We start from the raw sequence: 21908 nt of genomic DNA, 5'->3' as shown, positions 1-21908 counted from the left end.
CTCTCATGCGAGAAAACCAGCTATCCGGTCTTAGCTATCGTTTCCGATAGTTATCCCAGTCTTGAAGGCAGGTTGCCTACGTGTTACTCACCCGTCCGCCGCTATCCCCGAAGGGACCGCTCGACTTGCATGTATTAGGCACGCCGCCAGCGTTCGTCCTGAGCCAGGATCAAACTCTCCATAAAAGAAAATCTGACTTGCTCATTTGACTTGCTAGCGAGATTAATAATCTCATTATGGCTGATTGCTCAACCGATTTGCTTACTCACTCGTTGTTCAGTTTTCAAAGATCAATGTCTTTCATCATCGTCGACCTCTAAAGGCGACTTGATTAATATACCACATCAGCCTATTCGATTGCAAGAACTTTTTAATTATTTTTTGCAACCCGCCGAAGCGACAAGGAGTAATATAACAAATCTATCCCGAAGATGCAAGCACTTTTTTAAAAAAGTTTATTTACTCACCAGAATAATAAATAAAAGCCCCACGATGGCCTACCATCATGGAGCTTGAGGCACTTTTACGTTTGATTGATAACGTCCTGAATGTACAACTGCCTCTCTAACGTCAGATTAACGATCGTGCCGTTCACATTGACCCAAGGACGTGTCGGATGGGAACGATCCGAGAAAATAATCTCACCAACGCGATTATCGCTGAGCTTAACCAGCGTGCCCGTGCTGATCTGCGTTGCTTTGTTCATAAACACTTGCACGAATGCCGGGTCTACTTTGCCAAACGACTCGTTAAACAACTGCTCTAGTACGACATACGGCGAAAGTGCAGATTTGTAGGAACGCTCATTCGTCATGGCATTATAGATATCCGCAATCGCAACAATCTTGGCATAGACATGAATTTTGTCGCCCTTCACGCCCAGCGGATAGCCTGAGCCGTCTTCACGTTCATGATGCTGAATGGCGGTAAGCTTCACACCCTCATTGATGCCAGATACGTTCTTAAGGATCTGATACCCCAGCAAGGTATGATGTTTCATTTCCTCGCTTTCCGCTGCGGTTAACGCTCCCTTTTTCTCCAGGATGGCGCGATCTACTTTGCACGTCCCGATGTCATGGAGTAAGCCCGCCAAGGCGATCTGCACCAGGTCCTTCTGCGGCAGGCCCGACCATCTCGCCAGAGAATAGGAGGTTAGACTGACAAGAATACTTTTGTGGTAAATATATTCGTGCAAGTTTCTGTTCTTGGGCGTAAACGTAAGCACTTTATAGCTGTCGATATGTTGGAGAAGCGCCTCAATCCCTTTGCGAATATCCATAATCGGCAAAGGTTGTCCGCCATCTGCAAGCTGAAAAACACGCTTCAGCAGCTTAACCATATTCTGATATTCCGTATGAAAGGGAGGCTCTGTCACCGTTTCTTTGGTTTTCGTTTCAATAACAGCCGGCTCGGGTTCGCTGGCCTGCTTGGATTCGATGTTAACGGATGGAATCAGAAATGCTTTGAGAATCTCCAGTTCTCGCTGCTGCAAGATTTTACCCTTGTAAAAAAGGACGTTCCCTAATTTCGTAAGAACATCGTCGCCTAATTTTTCGCCTAATTTTATTTGAGAAACGGCTACCGTGGGCACTCTCATTCACTCACCTTACTGTTCGAATACTCCTATTGTAAAATAAAAGGGATGGGTTTGTAAGCCCATCCCTTGAATTTATTCTTCTGAATCGGAAGGCTCCCAATCCTCGTCCTGCTCGTTGTCGCTCTGCTCTTCACTTTTTTGCACGCGAGCAAGTGTACCGACTTCATCGTCTTCCCGAATATTGATGAGACGTACGCCTTGCGTATTGCGTCCCATTACGGAAATGCCGTCCATACTCGTACGAATGACAGTGCCGGATGCGGTAATAATCATCAAGTCCTCATTTTCCTCTACGACTTTCAGGCCGACGATCGGACCGTTTTTCTCCGTGATATTGAGTGTTTTGATCCCTTTACCGCCACGGGATTGACTGCGGTATTCCGAAACCGGCGTCCGCTTGCCGAAGCCCTTCGACGTAACGATCAACACGCTGTTATCTTCTTGAACAACGTCCATGTCGATGACAACATCGTCTTCATCCAGCTGAATGCCTTTCACGCCTGTCGCCGAACGGCCCATCGAACGGACCTCTTGCTCTGGGAAGTGAATGGACATACCGTTCTTGGTACCCATGATAATGCCTTGGTTCCCGTCGGTCAGCTTAACACCGATCAAATCATCGTCTTCCCGCAGATTGATGGCGATCAGGCCGCCTTTGCGGATGTTCGAGTAATCGTCGATCGGCGTTTTCTTCACAACGCCTTGCTTTGTTGCAAAGAACAAATACTGTTCCGTCTCGAAGCTTTCGACCGGGATCACGGCGTTAATGGTTTCCCCTTGCTCGATCTGGATCAGGTTAATGATCGGCGTTCCCCTAGCGGTCCGGCTCAAATCCGGAATCTCGTAGGCTTTCAGACGATACACTTTCCCTTTGTTCGTGAAGAACATGAGATAATGATGTGTATTCGTAACGAACAAATGTTCGACGAAGTCATTATCTTTAGTGTCCATCCCCACGACGCCGCGTCCACCACGCTTCTGGTTGCGATACGTCGTAACCGGAAGACGCTTGATGTAACCTGTATGCGTAATGGTAATAACCACATCTTCACGCGGAATAAGATCTTCGTCTTCGATACTTTCTTCGCCTACGGTGATTTCGGAGCGTCGCTCGTCGCCGAATTTTTCTTTAATTTCATTCAACTCATCGCTGATGATGCCCAGAATGAGCTGCTCATCGGCGAGAATTGCTTTATATTCCGCAATTTTCTTCATGAGTTCGGCGTATTCGGCTTCGATTTTCTCACGCTCTAAGCCGGTCAGACGCTGCAAGCGCATGTCCAAAATCGCCTGTGCCTGATCAAGGCTCAAGCTGAATGTCGACATGAGCCCGTCTCTAGCCTCTTCCGTCGTTCTGGACGCACGAATGAGGGCGATAACTTGATCAAGGTGATCAAGGGCAATTCGCAAGCCTTCAAGGATATGGGCTCTTGCCTCCGCTTTACGCAGATCGTACTCCGTTCTGCGGCGGATGACCTCCTGCTGATGCTTGAGGTAGTAGTGCAGCATCTCGCGGAGATTCAGCACCTTCGGCTCACCGTTTACCAGCGCCAGCATGATGATCCCGAAGTTGGATTGCATCGCCGTATGCTTGAACAAATTATTCAAGACAACGTTCGGATTCACATCGCGGCGAAGCTCGATCACAACGCGCATACCGTTACGGTCGGACTCGTCGCGAAGATCCGTGATGCCGTCGATTTTTTTCTCACGGACAAGCTCGGCAATTTTCTCGACCAATCTCGCCTTGTTCACTTGATAAGGTAGCTCGTTGACGATGATTTTTGCCTTATTGTTGCTCTCTTCAATGTTTGTGCGGGCACGCATCGTTACGGAGCCACGTCCGGTGGAATAGGCTTGTCTGATGCCTTCCCGGCCTAGAATAAAGCCGGCCGTCGGGAAGTCAGGCCCTTTGATGACCTGCATCAGCTCCATCGGCGTTACATCCGGGTTTTGAATCAGCATTTGAATACCTTCGACAACCTCCCGCAGGTTATGCGGAGGGATATTCGTCGCCATACCGACTGCGATCCCTGAACTTCCGTTCACAAGGAGATTTGGAAAACGAGAAGGAAGCACAACTGGCTCCAGCTCTTCTCCGTCATAGTTCGGAGCAAAATCAATCGTTTCTTTGTTGATATCGCGCAGCAATTCCATCGCGATTTTGGAAAGCCGCGCCTCGGTGTAACGCATCGCAGCCGCCATATCGCCGTCGATGGAACCGAAGTTGCCATGACCGTCAACAAGCGGATACCGCAAGGAGAAGTCCTGCGCCATCCGAACCATCGTCTCGTACACAGCGGAGTCGCCGTGCGGGTGATACTTACCGATCACTTCGCCGACGATTCTCGCCGATTTTTTATAAGGCTTATCCGGAGACATCCCCAGTTCCGACATCGCATACAAGATACGGCGGTGAACTGGCTTCAGTCCGTCTCTAACATCGGGCAGTGCGCGACTGACAATGATACTCATCGCATAATCCAAGAAAGACGTTCGCATTTCCGTAGAAATGTCAATCTCCCTGATCTGCGATTGTAATTCTTCGCTCATGAACGTTCCTCCTGAAAGCTTACATCGTTAGCAACGCCCAGGCGTCTGTCCGAATAGATGAAAGTGCATAATAAATGATTCGCCGGACAGGCGCACAGGACATTAAATATCCAAGTTTTTCACGTATTTCGCATGTTCCTCGATGAAATCTCTCCGAGGTTCAACATTATCGCCCATCAAGGAATCGAACAGCGTATCCGCTTCGATGGCATCCTCAATCGTCACTTGCAGAAGCGTGCGGCTCTCCGGATCCATCGTTGTTTCCCACAGCTGCTCCGGATTCATCTCGCCCAAACCTTTGTAACGCTGTACATTCACTTTCGCGCCTTCGCCAAATTCCTGCATGATGATTTCGCGCTGCTTCTCGTTATAAGCATAGCGAACCGTTTTGTTGCGTTCCAGCTTGAAGAGCGGCGGCTGCGCAATGTACACATAACCGGATTCGATCAGTTTTCTCATGTACCGGTAGAAGAACGTGAGCAGCAGTGTACGAATGTGCGCGCCGTCGACGTCCGCATCGGTCATAATAATAATTTTGTGATAACGTGCTTTCGCAATTTCAAAATCATCGCTAATGCCTGTACCGAAAGCGGTAATCATGGCGCGAATCTCGGTATTCGATAAAATCCGGTCAAGTCTGGCTTTCTCTACGTTCAGAATTTTCCCGCGCAGCGGCAGAATCGCCTGGAAGTGACGATCGCGCCCTTGCTTCGCGGACCCGCCCGCAGAGTCACCTTCTACGATGTAAATCTCGGAGATGGATGCATCTTTGGAAGAGCAGTCCGCCAGTTTACCTGGCAGCGCGCTGACTTCAAGCGCACTCTTGCGGCGCGTAAGCTCTCTCGCTTTACGAGCAGCCTCTCTAGCGCGTGCAGCTTGAATTCCTTTTTCCAGGATACGCTTAGCGACGGCAGGGTTCTCGTCCATGAACTCTTGCAGCTTCTCAGCGAACAAGGATTCGACGATCCCGCGCACTTCGCTGTTGCCGAGCTTCGTCTTCGTCTGGCCTTCGAACTGCGGCTCCGGAATTTTAACGGATATAATCGCGGCCAATCCCTCGCGTACATCATCGCCGGAGAGATTCGAGTCGTTGTCTTTCAAAGAATTTGTTTTGCGGGCATACTCATTCAAAATACGCGTCAGTGCGCTCTTAAAGCCGGATTCGTGCGTTCCGCCCTCATGCGTATTGATATTATTGGCAAACGAATAAATGTTCTCGGTATAGCTGTCATTGTATTGCAGCGCGATCTCGATGGAGATATTATCTTTGGACCCTTCGACATAGATCGGCATTTCGTTCACAACTTCACGGTTGCGGTTCAAATGCTGAACGAAGGAAATAATACCGCCGTCATACTTGTGGGTATGCGCCGTATCTGTACGCTCATCAATCAAATTGATTTCGATACCTTTGTTCAAAAAAGCAAGCTCGCGAATCCGGGATTGAAGCGTATCGTAATCATACTCCGTCGTTTCTTTAAAAATTTCCGGGTCTGGCTGGAACGTCACCGTCGTGCCCGTTTCTTCTGTCTCGCCAATTACTTTCACGTCATATTGCGGCACGCCGCGGCGGTATTCTTGCTGATGAATTTGGCCTTTATTCTTTACTTGCACAGTTAAATGCTCAGACAGCGCATTAACGACGGAGATACCTACCCCGTGCAGACCACCGGATACTTTGTAACCGGAATCCTCGCCACCGAATTTACCACCCGCATGCAGTACGGTGAGTACGACTTCGAGCGTCGGGCGCTTCAGCTTCGCATTCTCCCCGACAGGGATACCACGGCCGTTATCGATAACGGTAACGCTATTATTTTTATGGACAATCACATCGATCCTGGTACAGAAACCGGCCAACGCCTCGTCAATACTGTTATCGACAACTTCCCAAACGAGATGGTGAAGTCCACGGGCACTGGTTGAACCAATATACATACCCGGTCTTTTGCGAACGGCTTCTAACCCTTCCAGAACCTGAATCTGACTGTCATCGTACGCATTTTGATTCACAGACATGCTATTCTTCACCTGCTTTGTCATAGTCAAAAAAGTTAATTCGTAAGCAACTGATGTGCCCTTTTCTTGAGCGTCGTAGAGGAAATGGGGGAATAATAGACCTTGCTCTTGGTGACGACAAGCGACTTAGGATCCTCTTCGCCGATCAGCTCGGTCCTTTTGTCTTTCACGGCTTGCTGTATGAACTGCTTTGATATTTTCGAAGATTTCTCGATGGAAATATCAAAGATGGCAATGAGCTCGGAAGCTCGAATAATTTTTTCTCCACCCAAATGAATAAACACACTTCTCAGCTCCTGCCGCTTACATTTCCTTTCAAAACATGAAACACAGAAGCATGATCCAGCTGGTCCAGATGAACGCTTTCCAAGCCTGTTGTCGTAATGAAAGTTTGAACTTTTTGCTGAAACGTTCGGATTAATTGTGTTTGTCTATGCGCATCCAGTTCGGATAATACATCGTCAAGCAATAAAAGCGGATATTCGCCGACTTCTTCTTGAATCAGCTCGATTTCCGCAAGTTTCAGGGAGAGCGCCGTCGTGCGCTGCTGGCCCTGGGAGCCGTACGTTTGCACTTCTTTGCCATTTATATAAAAGAGAAGATCATCGCGATGCGGCCCGACTAACGTCACGCCTCTTCGAAACTCCTGATCTTTCACCAAGGATAACTTTATCATAAATTGGTTTAATAAAACAGATTCATCTTCATCCCGGTCCATGTCGAACGAAGGCGCATAACGGATGAGAAGCTCCTCAGTGCCGTTTGTGATGCCCTGATGAATGTTTTCCGCCCATTTTTGCAGCTTCTTAATAAAGTTTTGACGTTTTTTCATAATTTTAACACCATACTGGGCTAATTGTTCGTTCCAGATGTCCAGCATGGGGTCCGGCGTGCTTTTGCCAGGGTAGTTTTGTTTTAAATAATTGTTCCGCTGCATCAGAATTTTCTGATACTGCGACAGGTCGTGGAGATAAGAGGGCTGCACCTGCCCGATCTCCATATCGAGGAACCGTCTGCGGACACCCGGCGTGCCCTTGACGATCTCGAGATCCTCCGGTGCAAACATCACGACGTTCAAAGCGCCGATGAAGTTGCTGAGCTTTTTTTGCTCCATACCGTTGATCTTCGCTTTTTTTCCCTTGTTCGAGATCGTGAGATCGAGCTTGCAGGTACCGTACTTTTTGAGAATCTCTGCCTGCAGCTGCGTCTGCTCACCGTCCCACCCGATAAGCTCTTTATCCTGATGGGTGCGGTGGGATTTCGTCATGGCGAGGACGTAGATGGACTCGAGCAGATTGGTTTTGCCCTGAGCGTTAGGCCCGATGAAAATATTGATATTGCTGTCCGTCGCCAGTTCGATCTGCTCGTAGTTCCGATAGTGGCGAAGCGCCAATCGCTGTAAAAACATGAATCGGTCATCCCCCTGGGTGATGGATCAGGAGCCAACGACCTCAAATTGTCCGAAGCCTTCCACCGTGACAACATCACGCGGAACCAGTTTCCGTCCTCTTCGATTTTCTGCCTGCCCGTTCACTTCAATTTTGTTTTCCACAACGAAAAATTTCGCTTGTCCACCTGTGGATATGCAATCCGCCAGCTTGAGAAACTGTCCGAGCGTAATGTAGTCGGTGTGGATAGATATTTTTTTCATGCTGCGCCGCGCCTCCTAGTTCGTTGTCCGATACGGCAAAATGAGCTGAATCATGTTCGTGCCGTCTTGCGGCTTCATGATGATCGGCTGCATGGCGCCGGTAAATCCGATATGGATCATTTCGGAATCCAACACTTTAAGCGCATCGAGCATATATTTCGAGTTGAACGAAATTTTGAGCAGGTCGCCGACAATATGCTGCAGCTCAATTTGCTCCGTTACTTTTCCAAGCTCGGAGGAGCTGGAGGAAACCTCGATCATCTTATTTTCGAGCATAACCATTTTAACGATATTCGTTTTCTCTTCCTTGGACATCAAATAAGCGCGATCGATCGCATCGGCGAGTTCCTTGGTCGGTACGACCATTTCCGTTTGGAATGACTGCGGAATCAGCTTAGACGTGTCCGGGTAAGAACCGTCCAGAATGCGGGAATAAAACAAAATCGATTGAATTTTGAATAAAACCTGATTGTCCGAAATAACAATATCAATAAGCGTGTTCTGATCAGGCAAAATTTTGCTTAATTCATTCAGCGTTCGGCCTGATATGACGATATTCGGAAGCTGCTGCGCGCTATCGTGATCAACGGTTACCTCGCGGCTGGCCAAGCGATGCCGGTCACAAGCGATAAATTTGAGCTTATCGCCGGAAATATTCCAAAGAACGCCTGTCAAAATCGGCGTCGATTCGTTGGTAGAAACGGCGTAAGACGTTTGTTTGATCATCGTTTTTAACAGATCGCTTGGTAAGCGAAGCATTTTGTTCTCTTCAATTTCAGGGAGCAGCGGATATTCATCCGGATCCAGACCCATGATTTGAATTTCGGAAGAACCTGAACGAATCGTTGTTTGGAAATTGGCTTTCACTTCAATTTCAATCAATTGTGCCGGAAGCTTCCGGATAATTTCGATAAAAAATTTGGCAGGCAGTACAACGCTGCCTGTTTGAATAAGATCGACAATTTTAAGGGTGTCGTTTTCGCTAGGCGTAAAGCTTTGAATGGAAATATCCGTATCGCTAGCCGTCAAGGTTATGCCGCTGATCGTAGCATCTATTTTGATTCCTGTCAGAATCGGGATGGTTGTACGTGAGGAAATGGCTTTGGAAACGTGACCAATGGATTCGATTAAATATTCCTTGAGAATCGTTAACTTCATGATTTCACTCCTGCGGTTCTTTTTTGCTGTGCGTCAGCATAATCATTATATAATAACATTTTTTATTAGTAATAGCAGTAGGGGCTCTGGATATGTGGATAGTGGACAAAACATAAAGCAGATCAAGCCTATCCACATGTGAATAGATTGTGTATAGGCTTGTTGATCAAGGGAAGTTATTAAGATGGGTTTTTGATGCGTTCGGTTAAGTTATGGACGATCTTATAGAGCTCCTGATCTTCTTTCAGCTGCTGAGAGATCTTCTCGTGCGCGTGGATGACGGTTGTATGGTCGCGGCCGCCGAAGTTCTCACCGATTTTGGGCAAGGAAAAGTCCGTTAGCTCCCGAGCCAGGTACATCGCGACCTGCCGTGGAAAGGCGACGGCTTTTGTTCGTTTGCGGGCTTTGAAATCTTCCAGCTTCAATCCATAGAATTCGCCAACACGCTGCTGAATATCCTGAATCGTAATCACTTTCGGGCGGTTGGACGGAATAATATCCTTCAGCGCTTCGGCCGTCAGATGTACGCTAATATCCTGATTAATTAGGGATGAGTACGCAACGACGCGGATCAGCGCGCCTTCGAGTTCACGAATGTTCGTGTCAATCTGATTGGCGATATAAATCATCGCTTCGTTCGGGATTTCCAGGTTCTCGGCCTTCGCTTTCTTGCGTAAAATCGCAATTCGCGTCTCCAGATCCGGCGGCTGGATATCCGTGATCAGACCCCACTCGAAGCGGGAACGCAGCCGATCTTCCAGGGTTGGGATCTCTTTAGGCGGTCGGTCACTGGAGATAATGATCTGTTTACCTTCTTCATGCAGCGCGTTGAACGTATGGAAAAACTCTTCCTGCGTTCCTTCTTTCCCCGCCAGGAACTGAATATCGTCAATTAAGAGCACATCGATGGTGCGATACTTATTCCGAAACCCTTCGCCGCGGTTATCGCGGACGGCATTGATGAATTCATTCGTAAATTTTTCAGACGAAATATAGAGAACGCGTGCGCCTGGATTGTGCTCCAGCACGTAATGACCGATCGCATGCATCAGATGCGTTTTCCCAAGTCCGACCCCGCCGTATAAAAACAACGGATTGTACGCTTTGGCCGGCGCTTCGGCGACGGCCAGGGATGCGGCATGGGCGAACCGGTTGCCGGATCCGATGACGAACGTATCGAAAGTGTAACGGGCGTTCATCATATTTTGAAAATTTTCTTCGACGGTTGTAATCGCCGGCCCTTTGGGCGGAATAACGGCAGGCATGGCTGCTGCGGCGTTCTGCGCTTTAAGCTCTTCCGTCTCCAAGATGAACTTTACCGCGACATGCCGGCCTAAATAATCGTAAATTGTGCCTTCAATTAGCTTGGTATAGCGGCTTTCAAGCCATTCCTGCGCGAAATTGTTCGGTGCGCAAATGACGACTTCCGTATCGTTAAAAACAGTTGCTTTCGTTGATTTTAACCAGGTATCGAAGCTAGGCTTACTGAGCTTGGTTTGTATGATCGTTAGTATTTGCTGCCATAAATCCGTAGAATGGCCTTCCACAGTACGTCACTCCTTTATGAAATCAACATGCGGCTTCGGCCAGGTTAGCTTCGTACGACATGTAAAACGGCTTATCTATGATCAAACTCAAGTTGAGCGGAATGCGGGGTGTTAGCGGATAACGCTTAGATGACCACGCTATATCGTTCCCCGCGGTTGTCGAAAAGAAACGGAAAGCTGCGGGAAAAAGAAGAATTTTTTTGTCGTATTATCCACAAAGTTAAGAATGGGTGTGATAGACTTATACCGATCGAGGAATTTTGTTCACATTGTTATCCACAGGGTGTTGATAATTAAGAGGGAATAACTCATATATCCACAACAGAAACATAACTATCTTATCAAAAGATACCTTGTTAATCAACGGATTGTTTGCCATTATCCACAATCACAACAACTTGTGGGTAAATATTGTTCACAACACAAGATATTGTTGATATTCTGTTAACTTTCGACAAACTGTGCACACATTCGCTAAAAACCATACACAGGTTGTCCTTTCGTGGCGCTTTGTGCGGCGATCTCCGTGGAGAACTTTCCAGTCAGCTGTACGCCCCGGCGTGTTGACTTTCTACAGGTAAAATGCTTTAATGAGTAGTAGAAATTTTGTGGGATGGGAAATCCTCATTAGGTAGGGAGGTGCTATAGATGGGTCCGACGTTTAATCCGAATACGAGAAAACGGAAGAAAAACCATGGTTTCCGTAAAAGAATGAGCACAAAGAACGGTCGTAAAGTTCTGGCAGCTCGTCGTCTTAAAGGAAGAAAAGTGCTTAGCGCGTAAAAAGAGGCTCCGGAAGGGGCTTTTTTTTTTGCAATCGAACAGACGGTTTGGAAAACGCGGGATTTGTCTATGCTAGATAAAATGCCAGGCGCGTATTTCCACTATGAATATGTGTGATCGGTTTGGAGTGTTCGCCTACGTGGAGAAGGAATATCGATTAGCGAAAAGAGAAGATTTCAGCAAAGTGTACCGGTACGGTAAGTCGGTCGCCAATCATCAGTTTGTTCTATATTATTTGCCGCAGCCCAAACTCGAGCATTTTCGGTTCGGGGTTTCCGTGAGCAAAAAAGTAGGCAACGCCGTTGTGCGCAACCGGTTAAGACGGATGATGAAAGAAATCGTTCGATTGAATAAAGAGCGAATGGCACCGCATTACGATTACATTTTGCTGGCCCGAAAGCCGGTTGTGGAGATGCCGTATGCCGAGATGGAGAAGAGCCTTTGGCATGTGGTTCGAAAAGCTTCTTTATTAAAGAAAAATGATTCTTCAAAAAAGTGAAGCAATATTTCCTTGCTGGCTTAAGATGTGATATAGTTTATGTTGGAAAAGACATTTAGGAGGATCTCATTTTGACTCGTCGAATTTATACGCTGCTTGCGCTCTCAGCGGTCATCTTGCTGCTATCTGGTTGTGGAACTTCCAGTGCGGCTTCAGCGCCAATTGATTTGAATACGGCCAATTTTTTCACGAAATATTTAACCTACCCGCTATCCAAAACGTTGGACTGGTTTGCCAATCACTTATGGGGGCAATATGGGCTGGCCATTCTGGTTGTGACCGTCATTATTCGGTTAATCATTTTGCCGCTCACGCTTAAACAATACCGCAGCTCCAAACGGATGCAGGAATTGCAGCCAGAGATGAAGAAGCTTAAAGAGAAGTACAAAGATGATCCGAAGAAACAGCAAGAAGAGACTATGAAGCTGTTCCAGTCAAATGGGGTCAATCCGTTAGCCGGATGTTTTCCGATCATTGTCCAAATGCCGATTCTCATCGCGCTGTATCAATCGATCATGCGCAACGATCACATTCGTGATCATACCTTCTTATGGTTAAATCTCGGTAAGCCGGATCACCTATATATTCTGCCGATTATTGCCGCGGCAACGACGTTTGTTCAACAGATGTTCATGTCTTCCCAAATGAATCAGCAAATGAAGAGTTTGATGTACATTTTCCCTGTCATGATTTTCGTCATGTCGATGAACTTCGCATCCGCACTTCCGCTGTACTGGGTTTACGGTAACATTTTCACGATTGTTCAGTCTTACTTTATTTATGGTTCTCCTGGTAAACAAAAAAAGCCTGGATCTCAAAATAATAAGGGTGGCCTGTCGAAATGAAGAAAATCGTGGTGACTGGAAAAACGGTTGAGCTGGCTGTGAAATCCGGACTGGCTCAGTGGCAAGTTTCGGAAGAACGGGTTCATATTCATATTTTGGAGCAGCCCTCTAAGGGGCTGTTCGGATTAATCGGTGTGAAAGAAGCGAAAGTTGAGCTTGAATTGATACCTGATCCACTTGAGGAAGCAATAGCTTTCTTACAAGATATGTTCGAAGCGATGCACATTTCCATCACCATTGATACGCACAAAGATCGTGAAGGCTACATCTTAAATATGAGTGGATCCGAACTTGGCATTTTAATTGGCAAAAGAGGACAAACGCTGGATGCGCTGCAATATTTGGTGAATATTGTGGCGAACCGGTACGCGAATTCGCATTTCCGCATTATTTTGGATGCGGAGAATTTTCGTGAGCGCCGGAAAAAGACGCTGGAGGAGCTTGCTTTGCGGCTCGCTAACCGCGTGTTGAAGTCAAAGAAGGAAGTTATTCTCGAGCCGATGAATTCGCAGGAACGTAAAATTATCCATGCGGAATTGCAAGGGCATCCGAGTATCAAAACATACAGTAAAGGCGAAGAGCCGAATCGGCGCGTCGTCATTGCTGTGAAATAAGAGAGAAGCTGCAATGACATTGGTTGGTTCTTGTCATTGCTTTTTCTTTAATTTGAGGTGTTTCAATCATGTTAATGGATACGATTGCTGCTATTTCGACACCGCTTGGCGAGGGTGGCATAGCGGTTATTCGTGTGAGCGGCTTGGATGCGGTCCCATCTGTGGAGCGCATTTTCCGCTCGAAAACGAAATTGTCTAACGCTGAGACGCATACCGTGCACTACGGATACATTGTAGAACCTGCTTCTGCCGAAAGGATAGAGGAGGTTCTCGTTACGTTAATGAAAGCTCCTCGGTCGTTTACGATGGAGAATGTCGTGGAGATCAGCTGTCACGGCGGGATTGTCTCGGTGAAAAAGGTGTTGGATTTGCTGCTGCAGCAGCCAGGGGTGCGGCTCGCAGAGCCAGGGGAGTTCACGAAGCGAGCATTCCTCAATGGTCGTATTGACCTCACGCAGGCGGAGGCGGTCATTGATTTGATTCGCGCGAAGTCGGACCGCGCTTTCAAAGTTGCCTTGAAGCAAGTCGAAGGCAACTTATCCAAGCAGATCAAGCAGCTGCGCTATGTGCTGGTTGAATTGATGGCGCATGTCGAGGTGAACATCGACTATCCGGAGCACGATGTGGAAGAGATGACGAATGCGCTCATCAAGGGAAAATGCGAGCAGGTTGGCGCGGAAATCGACCGACTGCTGATCACGGCCGAACAGGGCAAAATCTTGCGGGAAGGCATTGAAACGGCGATTGTCGGCCGGCCGAATGTCGGCAAATCGTCGCTGCTCAATGAATTGGCGCAGGAGAACCGCGCCATCGTGACAGACATTCCGGGTACGACGCGAGACGTGATCGAGGAGTTTGTGAATGTCGGCGGCGTTCCGCTGAAGCTGCTGGACACGGCCGGGATCCGCGAGACGACGGACATTGTTGAGCAGATTGGGGTCGAACGATCGAAGACGGCGCTGGCGGAAGCGGATTTGATTTTGCTGGTGTTGAATCGCAGTGAAGAGCTGCAGCTGGATGAAATCGCGATGATGAAACAGCTGGCAGATCGCCAGACGATTGTGATTTTGAATAAGATTGATTTGCCGCAGCGATTGGACGTCGATATTGTTCGGGGTTATTTTCCAAAGGAGCGTATTGTAGAGCTGTCGCTGATTGAGAATAAAGGTATCGAGCAGTTGGAGAAGGCGATTTCGAATATTTTCTTTGAAGGCAAGCTGGAGTCGAGTGATTTGACGTATGTGAGCAACATTCGGCATATTTCCTTGCTGAAGCAGGCGAAGCGATCGTTGACGGATGCGTTGGAGGCCAATGAGCAATATGTGCCAATCGACATGATTCAGATCGATATTCGCGCAGCGTGGGAGTATTTGGGGGAAATTATCGGAGATTCTGTCGGTGAGTCGTTGATCGATCAAATTTTTACACAATTCTGCTTGGGAAAATGATATTCGACGGCGTTTTCATTTTCCGTTTTCACAAAAGAGGGAGGAAGAGAGTATGGGATACCATGCTGGAGATTATGATGTTATCGTCATCGGCGCCGGGCATGCCGGCTGCGAAGCGGCACTCGCATCTGCACGGATGGGCTGTCAAACGCTGCTGCTGACAATTAATTTGGATATGGTTGCTTTTATGCCTTGCAACCCATCTATCGGTGGGCCGGCGAAAGGGCACGTCGTTCGTGAGATCGATGCACTTGGCGGCGAAATGGGCCGAAACATTGACAAGACGTATATTCAATTGCGTATGCTGAATACTGGGAAAGGGCCTGCGGTGCACGCGCTGCGCGCGCAAGCCGATAAATTTGCCTACCAGCATAAAATGAAAGAAACGATCGAGGCGACGCCGAATCTGACGCTGCGCCAAGGCATGGCTGAGGAACTCATTGTGGAAGACGGCATCTGCAAAGGTGTTGTGACTAAAACAGGTGCGCAGTATATGGCGAAGGCTGTCGTATTAACAACTGGCACGTATTTGCGCGGTAAAGTCATTATGGGCGAGCTCATGTATGAGAGCGGACCGAACAATCAGCAGCCATCTGTGAAGCTGTCGCAATCATTGAAAGACCTGGGGCTTGAACTCGTTCGTTTTAAAACGGGAACGCCACCGCGGGTGCATAAGGACACGATTGATTTTAGCAAAACGGAAATTCAACCTGGCGATGAGGAACCGAAGTTTTTCTCTTTCGAGACGAAATCGGGCTCCAATGAGCAACTGCCTTGTTGGCTGACGTACACGTCGGCGGAAACGCATCAAATTATTAATGATAATTTGCATCGCGCGCCAATGTTCTCGGGTGCCATCGAAGGGACGGGGCCGCGTTACTGTCCGTCGATCGAGGATAAAATCGTTCGCTTCAGCGATAAGCCGAAGCATCAGATTTTCCTGGAGCCTGAAGGGTACAACACATCCGAGTATTACGTCCAAGGGCTTTCGACGAGTATGCCGGAAGATGTCCAACTTGGCATTTTACGTTCCATTCCAGGTCTGGAAAAAGTAGAGATGATGCGTACTGGTTACGCCATCGAGTATGATGCAGTTGTGCCAACGCAGCTCAAACCGTCTTTGGAAACAAAGTTGGTGAGCGGGTTGTTCACAGCGGGGCAAATTAACGGGACTTCCGGTTATGAAGAAGCGGCGGGTCAAGGTATTATGGCCGGCATCAACGCTGCCCGCAAGGTGCAGAACAAAGAAGCGGTCGTACTTGACCGTTCCGAAGGCTACATCGGCGTGCTAATCGACGATCTGGTGACGAAGGGCACGAGCGAACCGTACCGGTTGCTGACGTCCCGTGCAGAGTATCGTCTGCTGCTGCGCCATGACAATGCCGACCTACGTCTAACCCCAATAGGTCATGAGATTGGACTTATTTCCGAAGAGCGCTATGCACAATTTTTGAATAAGAAGGCACTTGTTGAGCAAGAAATTGAGCGCTTGTCTACGGTGAAAGTAAGGCCTGAACCGGAGGTTCAACAGTTGTTGGAAAGCCTGGATAGTGTGATACTTACGAATTCCGTTCCGGCCATTTCCTTGCTGCGTCGTCCTGAAATCGAATATAAGCACATTGAGCAGATGACGCCGTCTCCGCTTGAGCTGGATGCCGACATGAAGGAGCAAGTCGAGATTCAAGTCAAATATGCCGGTTATATTGAGAAGCAAAGCAATCAAGTGGAGCGTCTGCGCAAGATGGAGAAGAAGAAGATTCCGGATGACATTGAATATGCGGATATTCACGGCATCGCGTCTGAGGCGAAGCAGAAGTTATCGAAAATCCGTCCGATCTCGATTGGTCAGGCATCACGGATCAGCGGTGTAACGCCGTCGGATATTTCGATTTTGCTTGTATATCTTGAACATTATAACCGCGTAACGGCGGCTAGAGGGTAGCGATGGAAGAACAATTGCGCTTTACTGAACGGTTGGCGGAGGAGGGCATTGTGCTCTCCGAGCGTCAGCTGGAGCAGTTTGAGATTTATTTTAAAACGTTGGTGCTCTGGAATGAGAAAATGAATTTAACAGGCATCACGGAGCGAGAGCAGGTATACTTAAAGCATTTCTATGATTCGCTTTCACTAGCTTTCAATTTCGATATGAAGAAGGCCGCTTCGCTTGCTGACATCGGTTCCGGAGCTGGTTTTCCGAGCATTCCGTTGAAAATTGCTTTTCCGCATCTCAAGGTGACGATTGTTGATTCGTTGAATAAGCGAATTACGTTCTTGAAAGAGGTCGTTTCGCTGCTAGGGTTCACGGACACGGAATGTGTGCATGGCAGAGCAGAGGATATTGCTAGAGTTGCAAAATATCGCGATCAGTTCGATCTGGTTACGGCACGCGCGGTTGCTAGACTCTCGGTACTGAATGAGTTTTGTCTCCCTTTTGTGAAGAAAGGCGGGACGTTTATTGCGATGAAAGGCTCCGATGTGGAAGAAGAGCTTAAGGATGCAGCTTATAGCCTATCCGAATTGCGCGGTAAGCTTGTGAAGGTAACGCGCATGACATTGCCTGTCGAGGAATCGATGCGTCATTTTATTGTAGTTGAGAAAACGGGGGCTACACCTGCAAAGTATCCACGGAAGGCTGGAACGCCGCTTAAGGAACCTTTGACAAAATGATGAAAATTGTTCCACGTGAAACATTTTGACGAATTGTTCATCTTTGCTGTGGCAGGATTATGGGCATATGTGGAGAATAGTTATATAATGTGGATCTGCTTCATAGATTCAGCTTGTGCTGTTGTTAGATGCTTCGCATAGGTCGAACAGGTCGTCTACCTTACATCGTACTGATGCTTAAACTACGGGAAGAGTTGGTGGTAAGTTTTCCTATGAAAGAACAAATTTCCAAGCTGTTTGGCCTAACGGATCGTTCAAATACGGATGAAGTTAAAAATATCCCCGTAAACAGCATCATCCCGAGTCCTTATCAACCAAGGACTGTGTTTGATGATGATCGCATTGATGAGCTTTGTCAGACTATTCGTACACATGGGGTCATTCAGCCGGTTGTCGTGCGGGTTAAAAATAATACATTCGAACTCATTGCCGGTGAGCGACGGCTGAGAGCGGTGAAGAAGCTTGGCCTGGACACGATTCCGGCGATCGTTCGTGATTTTAACGATGCGCAAGCGGCATCCATCGCGCTGATCGAAAACTTGCAGCGTGAGGGACTCACGGCTGTTGAAGAAGCTGCAGCTTATCAGCAGCTCATTGAGATGCATGATTTGACGCAGGAAAGTCTGGCGCAAAGACTGGGCAAGAGTCAATCGACGATTGCCAATAAGATTCGACTGCTTCAACTTAGCGAACCGGTGAAGATCGCTTTGATGGAACGGAAAATCACCGAGCGACATGCGCGGGCTTTGCTTGCTTTAGATCAAGAGGAGCTTCAACTTAAGCTCCTTGAAGAGATCATTTCGAAGGAATTGAATGTGAAACAAACGGAGATTCGAATCAGTTTCTTGAAGGAAGCGGCGAAAATTAAGAAGTCGCGTCGGGTTTCTTTTAGCAAAGATGTTCGCTTAGCCTTGAATACCATTCGCCAGTCGGTAGAGATGGTGACGAGCTCCGGACTCAATATTGATAAGTCTGAACAAGATCACGAAGATCATTACGAAATTATTATTAAAATTCCTAAAAGATAAATTGTAAGGATGCTTCCTACAACGGCGCAAGCCGTTTTTTTTATTGATATGATTAGGTGAAATCGGCAGCAAGCCGTTGAGCTTTGGGCTCCATCAGACGGGGAATATCCATTATAGATGATTCGGGAGTTAATTGCCGAGCGATTGACGAGAAATAGGGGCTTATTTGAGCAACTTTAGCGCAAATCTATCAAATATTGATAAGGTAACTGCTTGCTAGATATGGTAAGATAGAGCTATTGCTATTTCTATTGCTTTAAGTCGCGATCAAGAAAATAATAGACTCATGTGTTTCCCAAAAAAGCGTAGTGTGTGCATAAATCGGATAACACGAGATTCGACATTTTTAGATCGTGCGTAAGAGTCTGTCCTACGAAACGTTTCCTTCATTGGACTGACTCAAAGGTGCAAGATACACGATTGAGGTGAACAGGCTTTGTCTAAAATTATAGCGATAACGAATCAGAAGGGTGGCGTCGGCAAGACGACGACTTCTGTGAATCTGGGCGCTTCCTTAGCTTCACTCGGGAAAAGAGTACTGCTCGTTGATATTGACCCGCAAGGCAATACGACCAGTGGAATTGGCGTCAATAAAGCCGATGTCTCGAATTGCATTTATGACGTGCTTATTAACGATGTCCATGTGAAAGATGCGACCTTCGACACAAATGTCCCAAATTTGAAAATCGTACCTGCCACGATTCAGCTTGCAGGAGCAGAGATCGAGTTGGTTCCGACGATTTCGCGGGAAGTTCGGTTGAAAAAATCGCTTCAGCAAGTGAAGCATTTGTATGATTATATTTTAATTGATTGTCCGCCATCATTGGGGCTCTTAACGATCAATTCACTTACCGCGGCGGACTCGGTCATTATCCCGATTCAGTGTGAGTACTATGCACTTGAGGGTTTATCGCAGCTGTTGAATACCGTGCGACTTGTTCAGAAGCATTTGAACACAGGCTTACAGATCGAAGGCGTTCTGCTCACAATGTTTGATGCAAGAACGAATTTGGGTATTCAAGTCATCGAGGAAGTGAAGAAGTATTTTCAAACAAAGGTGTACCAGACGATTATTCCACGAAATGTGCGTTTGAGCGAAGCGCCGAGCCACGGGCAGTCCATCATTACGTACGATCCTAGATCCAAGGGTGCGGAAGTATATCTAGAGCTGGCTAAGGAAGTGATCTCAGTATGACCAAAGGCTTGTCCAAAGGGCTAGGGAAGGGATTGGACGCTTTGCTACCTTCTTTACATATTGATGAGAGCGACAAAGTGGTTCAAATTCCTTTGGCACAATTACGAGCGAATCCGTATCAACCTCGAAAAAACTTTAATGAAGACAGCATTAAAGAATTAGCGGATTCGATTAAAGAGCATGGCGTTATTCAACCGATTATCGTACGTAAGGTGTTAAAAGGTTTTGAAATTATCGCCGGAGAGCGCCGTTATCGCGCGTCCCAAGTCGCGGGCATTCCGACTATTCCTGCAGTTGAACGCAATTTCACGGATCAGCAGGTCATGGAGATTGCACTTATTGAGAACGTACAGCGAGAAGACCTAAATGCACTTGAGATTGCCGTTGCTTACCAGGGGATCATTGATCAGTTCTCGCTGACACAAGAAGAGCTCTCGGCCAAGGTTGGGAAGAGCCGTTCTCATATTGCAAATTTCCTTCGCTTGCTGCAGCTGCCGGAATCGATTAAACAATATGTTTCACGTGGAACATTATCGATGGGACATGCGAGAGCAATCGTTGGTGTGAAAGACGATAAGGTGAAGAAGGAACTGGCGGAATCGACGATTTCTAAGCAGTGGAGCGTCCGCGAGCTTGAAGAAGCGATTAAGATGCTAGAGGAAACGCCGACTGGGCAAGAAAAAGAAAAAGCGAAGCCGAAAGAGAAAAATAGAGATCCGTATATCAATCAAATGGAAGAGCAGTTGAGAGACAGATTCCATACAACGGTTAAAATCAAAAGCCAGCAGGATAAAGGCAAGATTGAGCTTCTCTATTATTCCAAGGACGACCTGAATCGTCTGCTAGATTTGCTGCAGCAAGGTAATATCTCTTAGAGTGAGTGTTCAAAAAGTCGGGTTTTCAGTACCGAGAAGGTTGCGAGTAGCTGAAGGAGGAGGAGGAGCGGAGTGTAGGCAAAACCTACATGAGCACCGCACTTCAAAGCTGAACGCAAGATTCGATGCCGAGTATGCTTCCTGAATGACTTCGTGATCAAAAGACGACTTTTTGAACTACCTCTTAAAATCGCTAGCATACCTTTGGTTTTCTTTCGGACAGAAAGATCAAACTAAGGTATGCTATATTTGTGAGGAGGGGTACCATCCGTGAATGATGTCCTATATTTTGATCAGGCTGCAACCTCTTGGCCAAAGCCGCCGTCGGTTATGGAAGCGATGCTGCAATGCATGCAGGAGTACGCGGCGAACCCCGGCAGAGGCAGCCACCAGATGGCCGTGAAATCAAGCCGAATTCTATTCGAGGCTAGAAAAAATCTTGCAAAGCTGTTCGGGGTGAGAAACCCGAATGATATATCGTTTGCTTTAAATACGACGCATGCGCTAAACCAGGCGATCAAGGGATTTGTGAAGCCGGGCGACCATGTGATCTGCACGAATGTAGAGCATAATTCGGTTCGCCGCCCGCTGGAAGATTTGAAGGCGAAGGGGTACATTGAGCTGACGTATTTATTGCATGATGCGGAGGGCAATGTCCGCATTGAGGATGTACGAGACGCGTTGCGACCGAATACGTCGCTCGTTGTCGTCAACCATAGCTCGAACCTGCTCGGTTCGATCATGCCGGTTGGCGACATTGGCGAGCTGTGCAAACGCCATGGCGCCAGGCTGCTTGTAGACGCCGCTCAGAGCGCCGGTGTCCTGCCGATTCATGTCGGGGATATGAATATCGACATGTTGGCTTTCCCGGGCCACAAGGGGCTCCTGGGGCCTCAGGGAACGGGTGGGCTTTACATCCATCCGGATCTGGAGCTGGAGCCGCTGCTGCACGGCGGCACGGGCAGTCAATCCGAATCGATCGCGCAGCCGACGGTTCGGCCTGATCGGTATGAGGCGGGGACGCAGAATACGCCGGGCATTGCCGGGTTGAACGAAGGCGTCAAGTTCGTGCTTGGCGAGACGGTGGAGCGGATTCATAAACGGGAGTGGGAGCTCACGCAGCTGTTGATGGCAGGCCTTCTGGAAATTGAAGGGATCACGATTCTTGGCCCCAAGCTTGGACAAAATAAAACAGGCATCGTTTCCTTCAATATCGAGAACGCAGATTCGTCCGAGGTTGCATTTATTTTGGACCAGTCGTTTGGCATTGCGGTGCGTTCGGGCTACCACTGCACGCCGCTTGCGCATGAGACCGCGGGTACACTGGCAACAGGGGCGGTTCGGGCGAGCGTTGGCTATTTTACCAAAGAGGCTGAAATCAAAACGTTGCTTGAGGCTGTCAAGGAGATTCAAACGCAGTATGTCTAGT

At 47.7% G+C, this 21908-nt stretch carries 19 protein-coding genes and 1 rRNA gene; 11 read left to right on the top strand and 9 right to left on the bottom strand.

The genetic code is table 11. The features are described from left to right. The 9 genes from EJQ19_RS22775 to dnaA all read right to left on the bottom strand — a co-directional run. Positions 1–185: ribosomal RNA gene (locus EJQ19_RS22775) — 16S ribosomal RNA — on the bottom strand; the annotation flags it as partial. Between the two features lie 338 nt (positions 186–523). Further along, entirely contained in the window at positions 524–1591 is a 1068-nt protein-coding gene (locus EJQ19_RS22770; protein WP_126143542.1) for an HD-GYP domain-containing protein, read from the bottom strand. Positions 1592–1669: 78 nt separating this feature from the next. Continuing rightward, positions 1670–4150, bottom strand: a complete 2481-nt coding sequence (gene gyrA / locus EJQ19_RS22765; RefSeq protein ID WP_126143535.1) for a DNA gyrase subunit A — start codon at positions 4148–4150, stop codon at positions 1670–1672. A gap of 102 nt (positions 4151–4252) precedes the next feature. After that, positions 4253–6169, bottom strand: coding sequence for a DNA topoisomerase (ATP-hydrolyzing) subunit B (gyrB, locus tag EJQ19_RS22760; RefSeq protein WP_126143534.1), 1917 nt, complete (start codon positions 6167–6169; stop codon positions 4253–4255). 35 nt (positions 6170–6204) lie between these two features. Next, positions 6205–6453 (bottom strand): extracellular matrix regulator RemB, encoded by a 249-nt coding sequence (remB, locus tag EJQ19_RS22755; protein ID WP_126143533.1) that lies wholly within the window; start codon positions 6451–6453, stop codon positions 6205–6207. A gap of 5 nt (positions 6454–6458) precedes the next feature. Further along, positions 6459–7577: a DNA replication/repair protein RecF gene (gene recF, locus EJQ19_RS22750; RefSeq protein ID WP_126143532.1), complete on the bottom strand. Its 1119-nt coding sequence runs from the start codon at positions 7575–7577 to the stop codon at positions 6459–6461. A 27-nt stretch (positions 7578–7604) separates the two neighbouring features. Further along, entirely contained in the window at positions 7605–7820 is a 216-nt protein-coding gene (gene yaaA / locus EJQ19_RS22745) for a S4 domain-containing protein YaaA (RefSeq protein ID WP_126143531.1), read from the bottom strand. A gap of 15 nt (positions 7821–7835) precedes the next feature. After that, a complete protein-coding gene (gene dnaN / locus EJQ19_RS22740) occupies positions 7836–8978 on the bottom strand; it encodes a DNA polymerase III subunit beta (RefSeq protein ID WP_126143530.1) in 1143 nt (380 codons plus the stop codon). A 179-nt stretch (positions 8979–9157) separates the two neighbouring features. Beyond that, positions 9158–10525 carry a chromosomal replication initiator protein DnaA gene (gene dnaA, locus EJQ19_RS22735; RefSeq protein WP_126143529.1) on the bottom strand — a complete coding sequence of 456 codons (1368 nt, stop codon included), beginning with the start codon at positions 10523–10525 and terminating at the stop codon, positions 9158–9160. 648 nt (positions 10526–11173) lie between these two features. On the opposite strand from dnaA, the gene rpmH reads away from it, so the two are divergent. The 11 genes from rpmH to EJQ19_RS22680 all read left to right on the top strand — a co-directional run bounded on the left by rpmH (position 11174) and on the right by EJQ19_RS22680 (position 21907). Next, positions 11174–11308, top strand: coding sequence for a 50S ribosomal protein L34 (gene rpmH, locus EJQ19_RS22730; protein WP_126143528.1), 135 nt, complete (start codon positions 11174–11176; stop codon positions 11306–11308). 139 nt (positions 11309–11447) lie between these two features. Then, a complete protein-coding gene (rnpA, locus tag EJQ19_RS22725) occupies positions 11448–11807 on the top strand; it encodes a ribonuclease P protein component (RefSeq protein ID WP_126143541.1) in 360 nt (119 codons plus the stop codon). A 71-nt stretch (positions 11808–11878) separates the two neighbouring features. Next, complete coding sequence (gene yidC / locus EJQ19_RS22720) at positions 11879–12652, top strand: membrane protein insertase YidC (RefSeq protein WP_126143527.1); 774 nt, start codon at positions 11879–11881, stop codon at positions 12650–12652. Further along, positions 12649–13266: an RNA-binding cell elongation regulator Jag/EloR gene (jag, locus tag EJQ19_RS22715; RefSeq protein WP_126143526.1), complete on the top strand. Its 618-nt coding sequence runs from the start codon at positions 12649–12651 to the stop codon at positions 13264–13266. The genes yidC and jag overlap by 4 nt, the downstream gene beginning before the upstream one ends. A gap of 68 nt (positions 13267–13334) precedes the next feature. Beyond that, positions 13335–14714, top strand: a complete 1380-nt coding sequence (gene mnmE, locus EJQ19_RS22710; protein WP_126143525.1) for a tRNA uridine-5-carboxymethylaminomethyl(34) synthesis GTPase MnmE — start codon at positions 13335–13337, stop codon at positions 14712–14714. A 52-nt stretch (positions 14715–14766) separates the two neighbouring features. Then, entirely contained in the window at positions 14767–16656 is a 1890-nt protein-coding gene (gene mnmG, locus EJQ19_RS22705) for a tRNA uridine-5-carboxymethylaminomethyl(34) synthesis enzyme MnmG (protein ID WP_126143524.1), read from the top strand. 2 nt (positions 16657–16658) lie between these two features. Further along, complete coding sequence (gene rsmG / locus EJQ19_RS22700) at positions 16659–17381, top strand: 16S rRNA (guanine(527)-N(7))-methyltransferase RsmG (protein ID WP_126143523.1); 723 nt, start codon at positions 16659–16661, stop codon at positions 17379–17381. A gap of 212 nt (positions 17382–17593) precedes the next feature. After that, on the top strand, positions 17594–18409 hold the full coding sequence (noc, locus tag EJQ19_RS22695; protein ID WP_126143522.1) for a nucleoid occlusion protein: 816 nt from the start codon (positions 17594–17596) through the stop codon (positions 18407–18409). A 436-nt stretch (positions 18410–18845) separates the two neighbouring features. Beyond that, positions 18846–19604 (top strand): ParA family protein, encoded by a 759-nt coding sequence (locus tag EJQ19_RS22690; protein ID WP_126143521.1) that lies wholly within the window; start codon positions 18846–18848, stop codon positions 19602–19604. A gap of 8 nt (positions 19605–19612) precedes the next feature. Beyond that, on the top strand, positions 19613–20479 hold the full coding sequence (locus tag EJQ19_RS22685; RefSeq protein ID WP_126143540.1) for a ParB/RepB/Spo0J family partition protein: 867 nt from the start codon (positions 19613–19615) through the stop codon (positions 20477–20479). A gap of 330 nt (positions 20480–20809) precedes the next feature. Continuing rightward, positions 20810–21907: an aminotransferase class V-fold PLP-dependent enzyme gene (locus EJQ19_RS22680; protein WP_241243045.1), complete on the top strand. Its 1098-nt coding sequence runs from the start codon at positions 20810–20812 to the stop codon at positions 21905–21907. Position 21908: the final 1 nt, after the last annotated feature.

It is taken from the genome of Paenibacillus whitsoniae (assembly GCF_003955665.1).
GTDB classification, from domain to species: Bacteria; Bacillota; Bacilli; order Paenibacillales; family NBRC-103111; genus Paenibacillus_E; species Paenibacillus_E whitsoniae.
The sequence above is the reverse complement of the archived record's forward strand: the minus strand, read 5'-3'. Positions and strand labels throughout refer to the sequence as shown.

Excerpts from the sequence above, each read along its gene's own strand:
- gyrA (WP_126143535.1), bottom strand. The coding sequence starts at position 4,150 with ATGAGCGAAGAATTACAATCGCAGATCAGGGAGATTGACATTTCTACG.
- gyrB (WP_126143534.1), bottom strand. The coding sequence starts at position 6,169 with ATGTCTGTGAATCAAAATGCGTACGATGACAGTCAGATTCAGGTTCTG.
- recF (WP_126143532.1), bottom strand. The coding sequence starts at position 7,577 with ATGTTTTTACAGCGATTGGCGCTTCGCCACTATCGGAACTACGAGCAG.
- yaaA (WP_126143531.1), bottom strand. The coding sequence starts at position 7,820 with ATGAAAAAAATATCTATCCACACCGACTACATTACGCTCGGACAGTTT.
- dnaN (WP_126143530.1), bottom strand. The coding sequence starts at position 8,978 with ATGAAGTTAACGATTCTCAAGGAATATTTAATCGAATCCATTGGTCAC.
- rpmH (WP_126143528.1), top strand. The coding sequence starts at position 11,174 with ATGGGTCCGACGTTTAATCCGAATACGAGAAAACGGAAGAAAAACCAT.
- jag (WP_126143526.1), top strand. The coding sequence starts at position 12,649 with ATGAAGAAAATCGTGGTGACTGGAAAAACGGTTGAGCTGGCTGTGAAA.
- mnmE (WP_126143525.1), top strand. The coding sequence starts at position 13,335 with ATGTTAATGGATACGATTGCTGCTATTTCGACACCGCTTGGCGAGGGT.
- mnmG (WP_126143524.1), top strand. The coding sequence starts at position 14,767 with ATGGGATACCATGCTGGAGATTATGATGTTATCGTCATCGGCGCCGGG.
- rsmG (WP_126143523.1), top strand. The coding sequence starts at position 16,659 with ATGGAAGAACAATTGCGCTTTACTGAACGGTTGGCGGAGGAGGGCATT.
- noc (WP_126143522.1), top strand. The coding sequence starts at position 17,594 with ATGAAAGAACAAATTTCCAAGCTGTTTGGCCTAACGGATCGTTCAAAT.
- EJQ19_RS22680 (WP_241243045.1), top strand. The coding sequence starts at position 20,810 with ATGGAAGCGATGCTGCAATGCATGCAGGAGTACGCGGCGAACCCCGGC.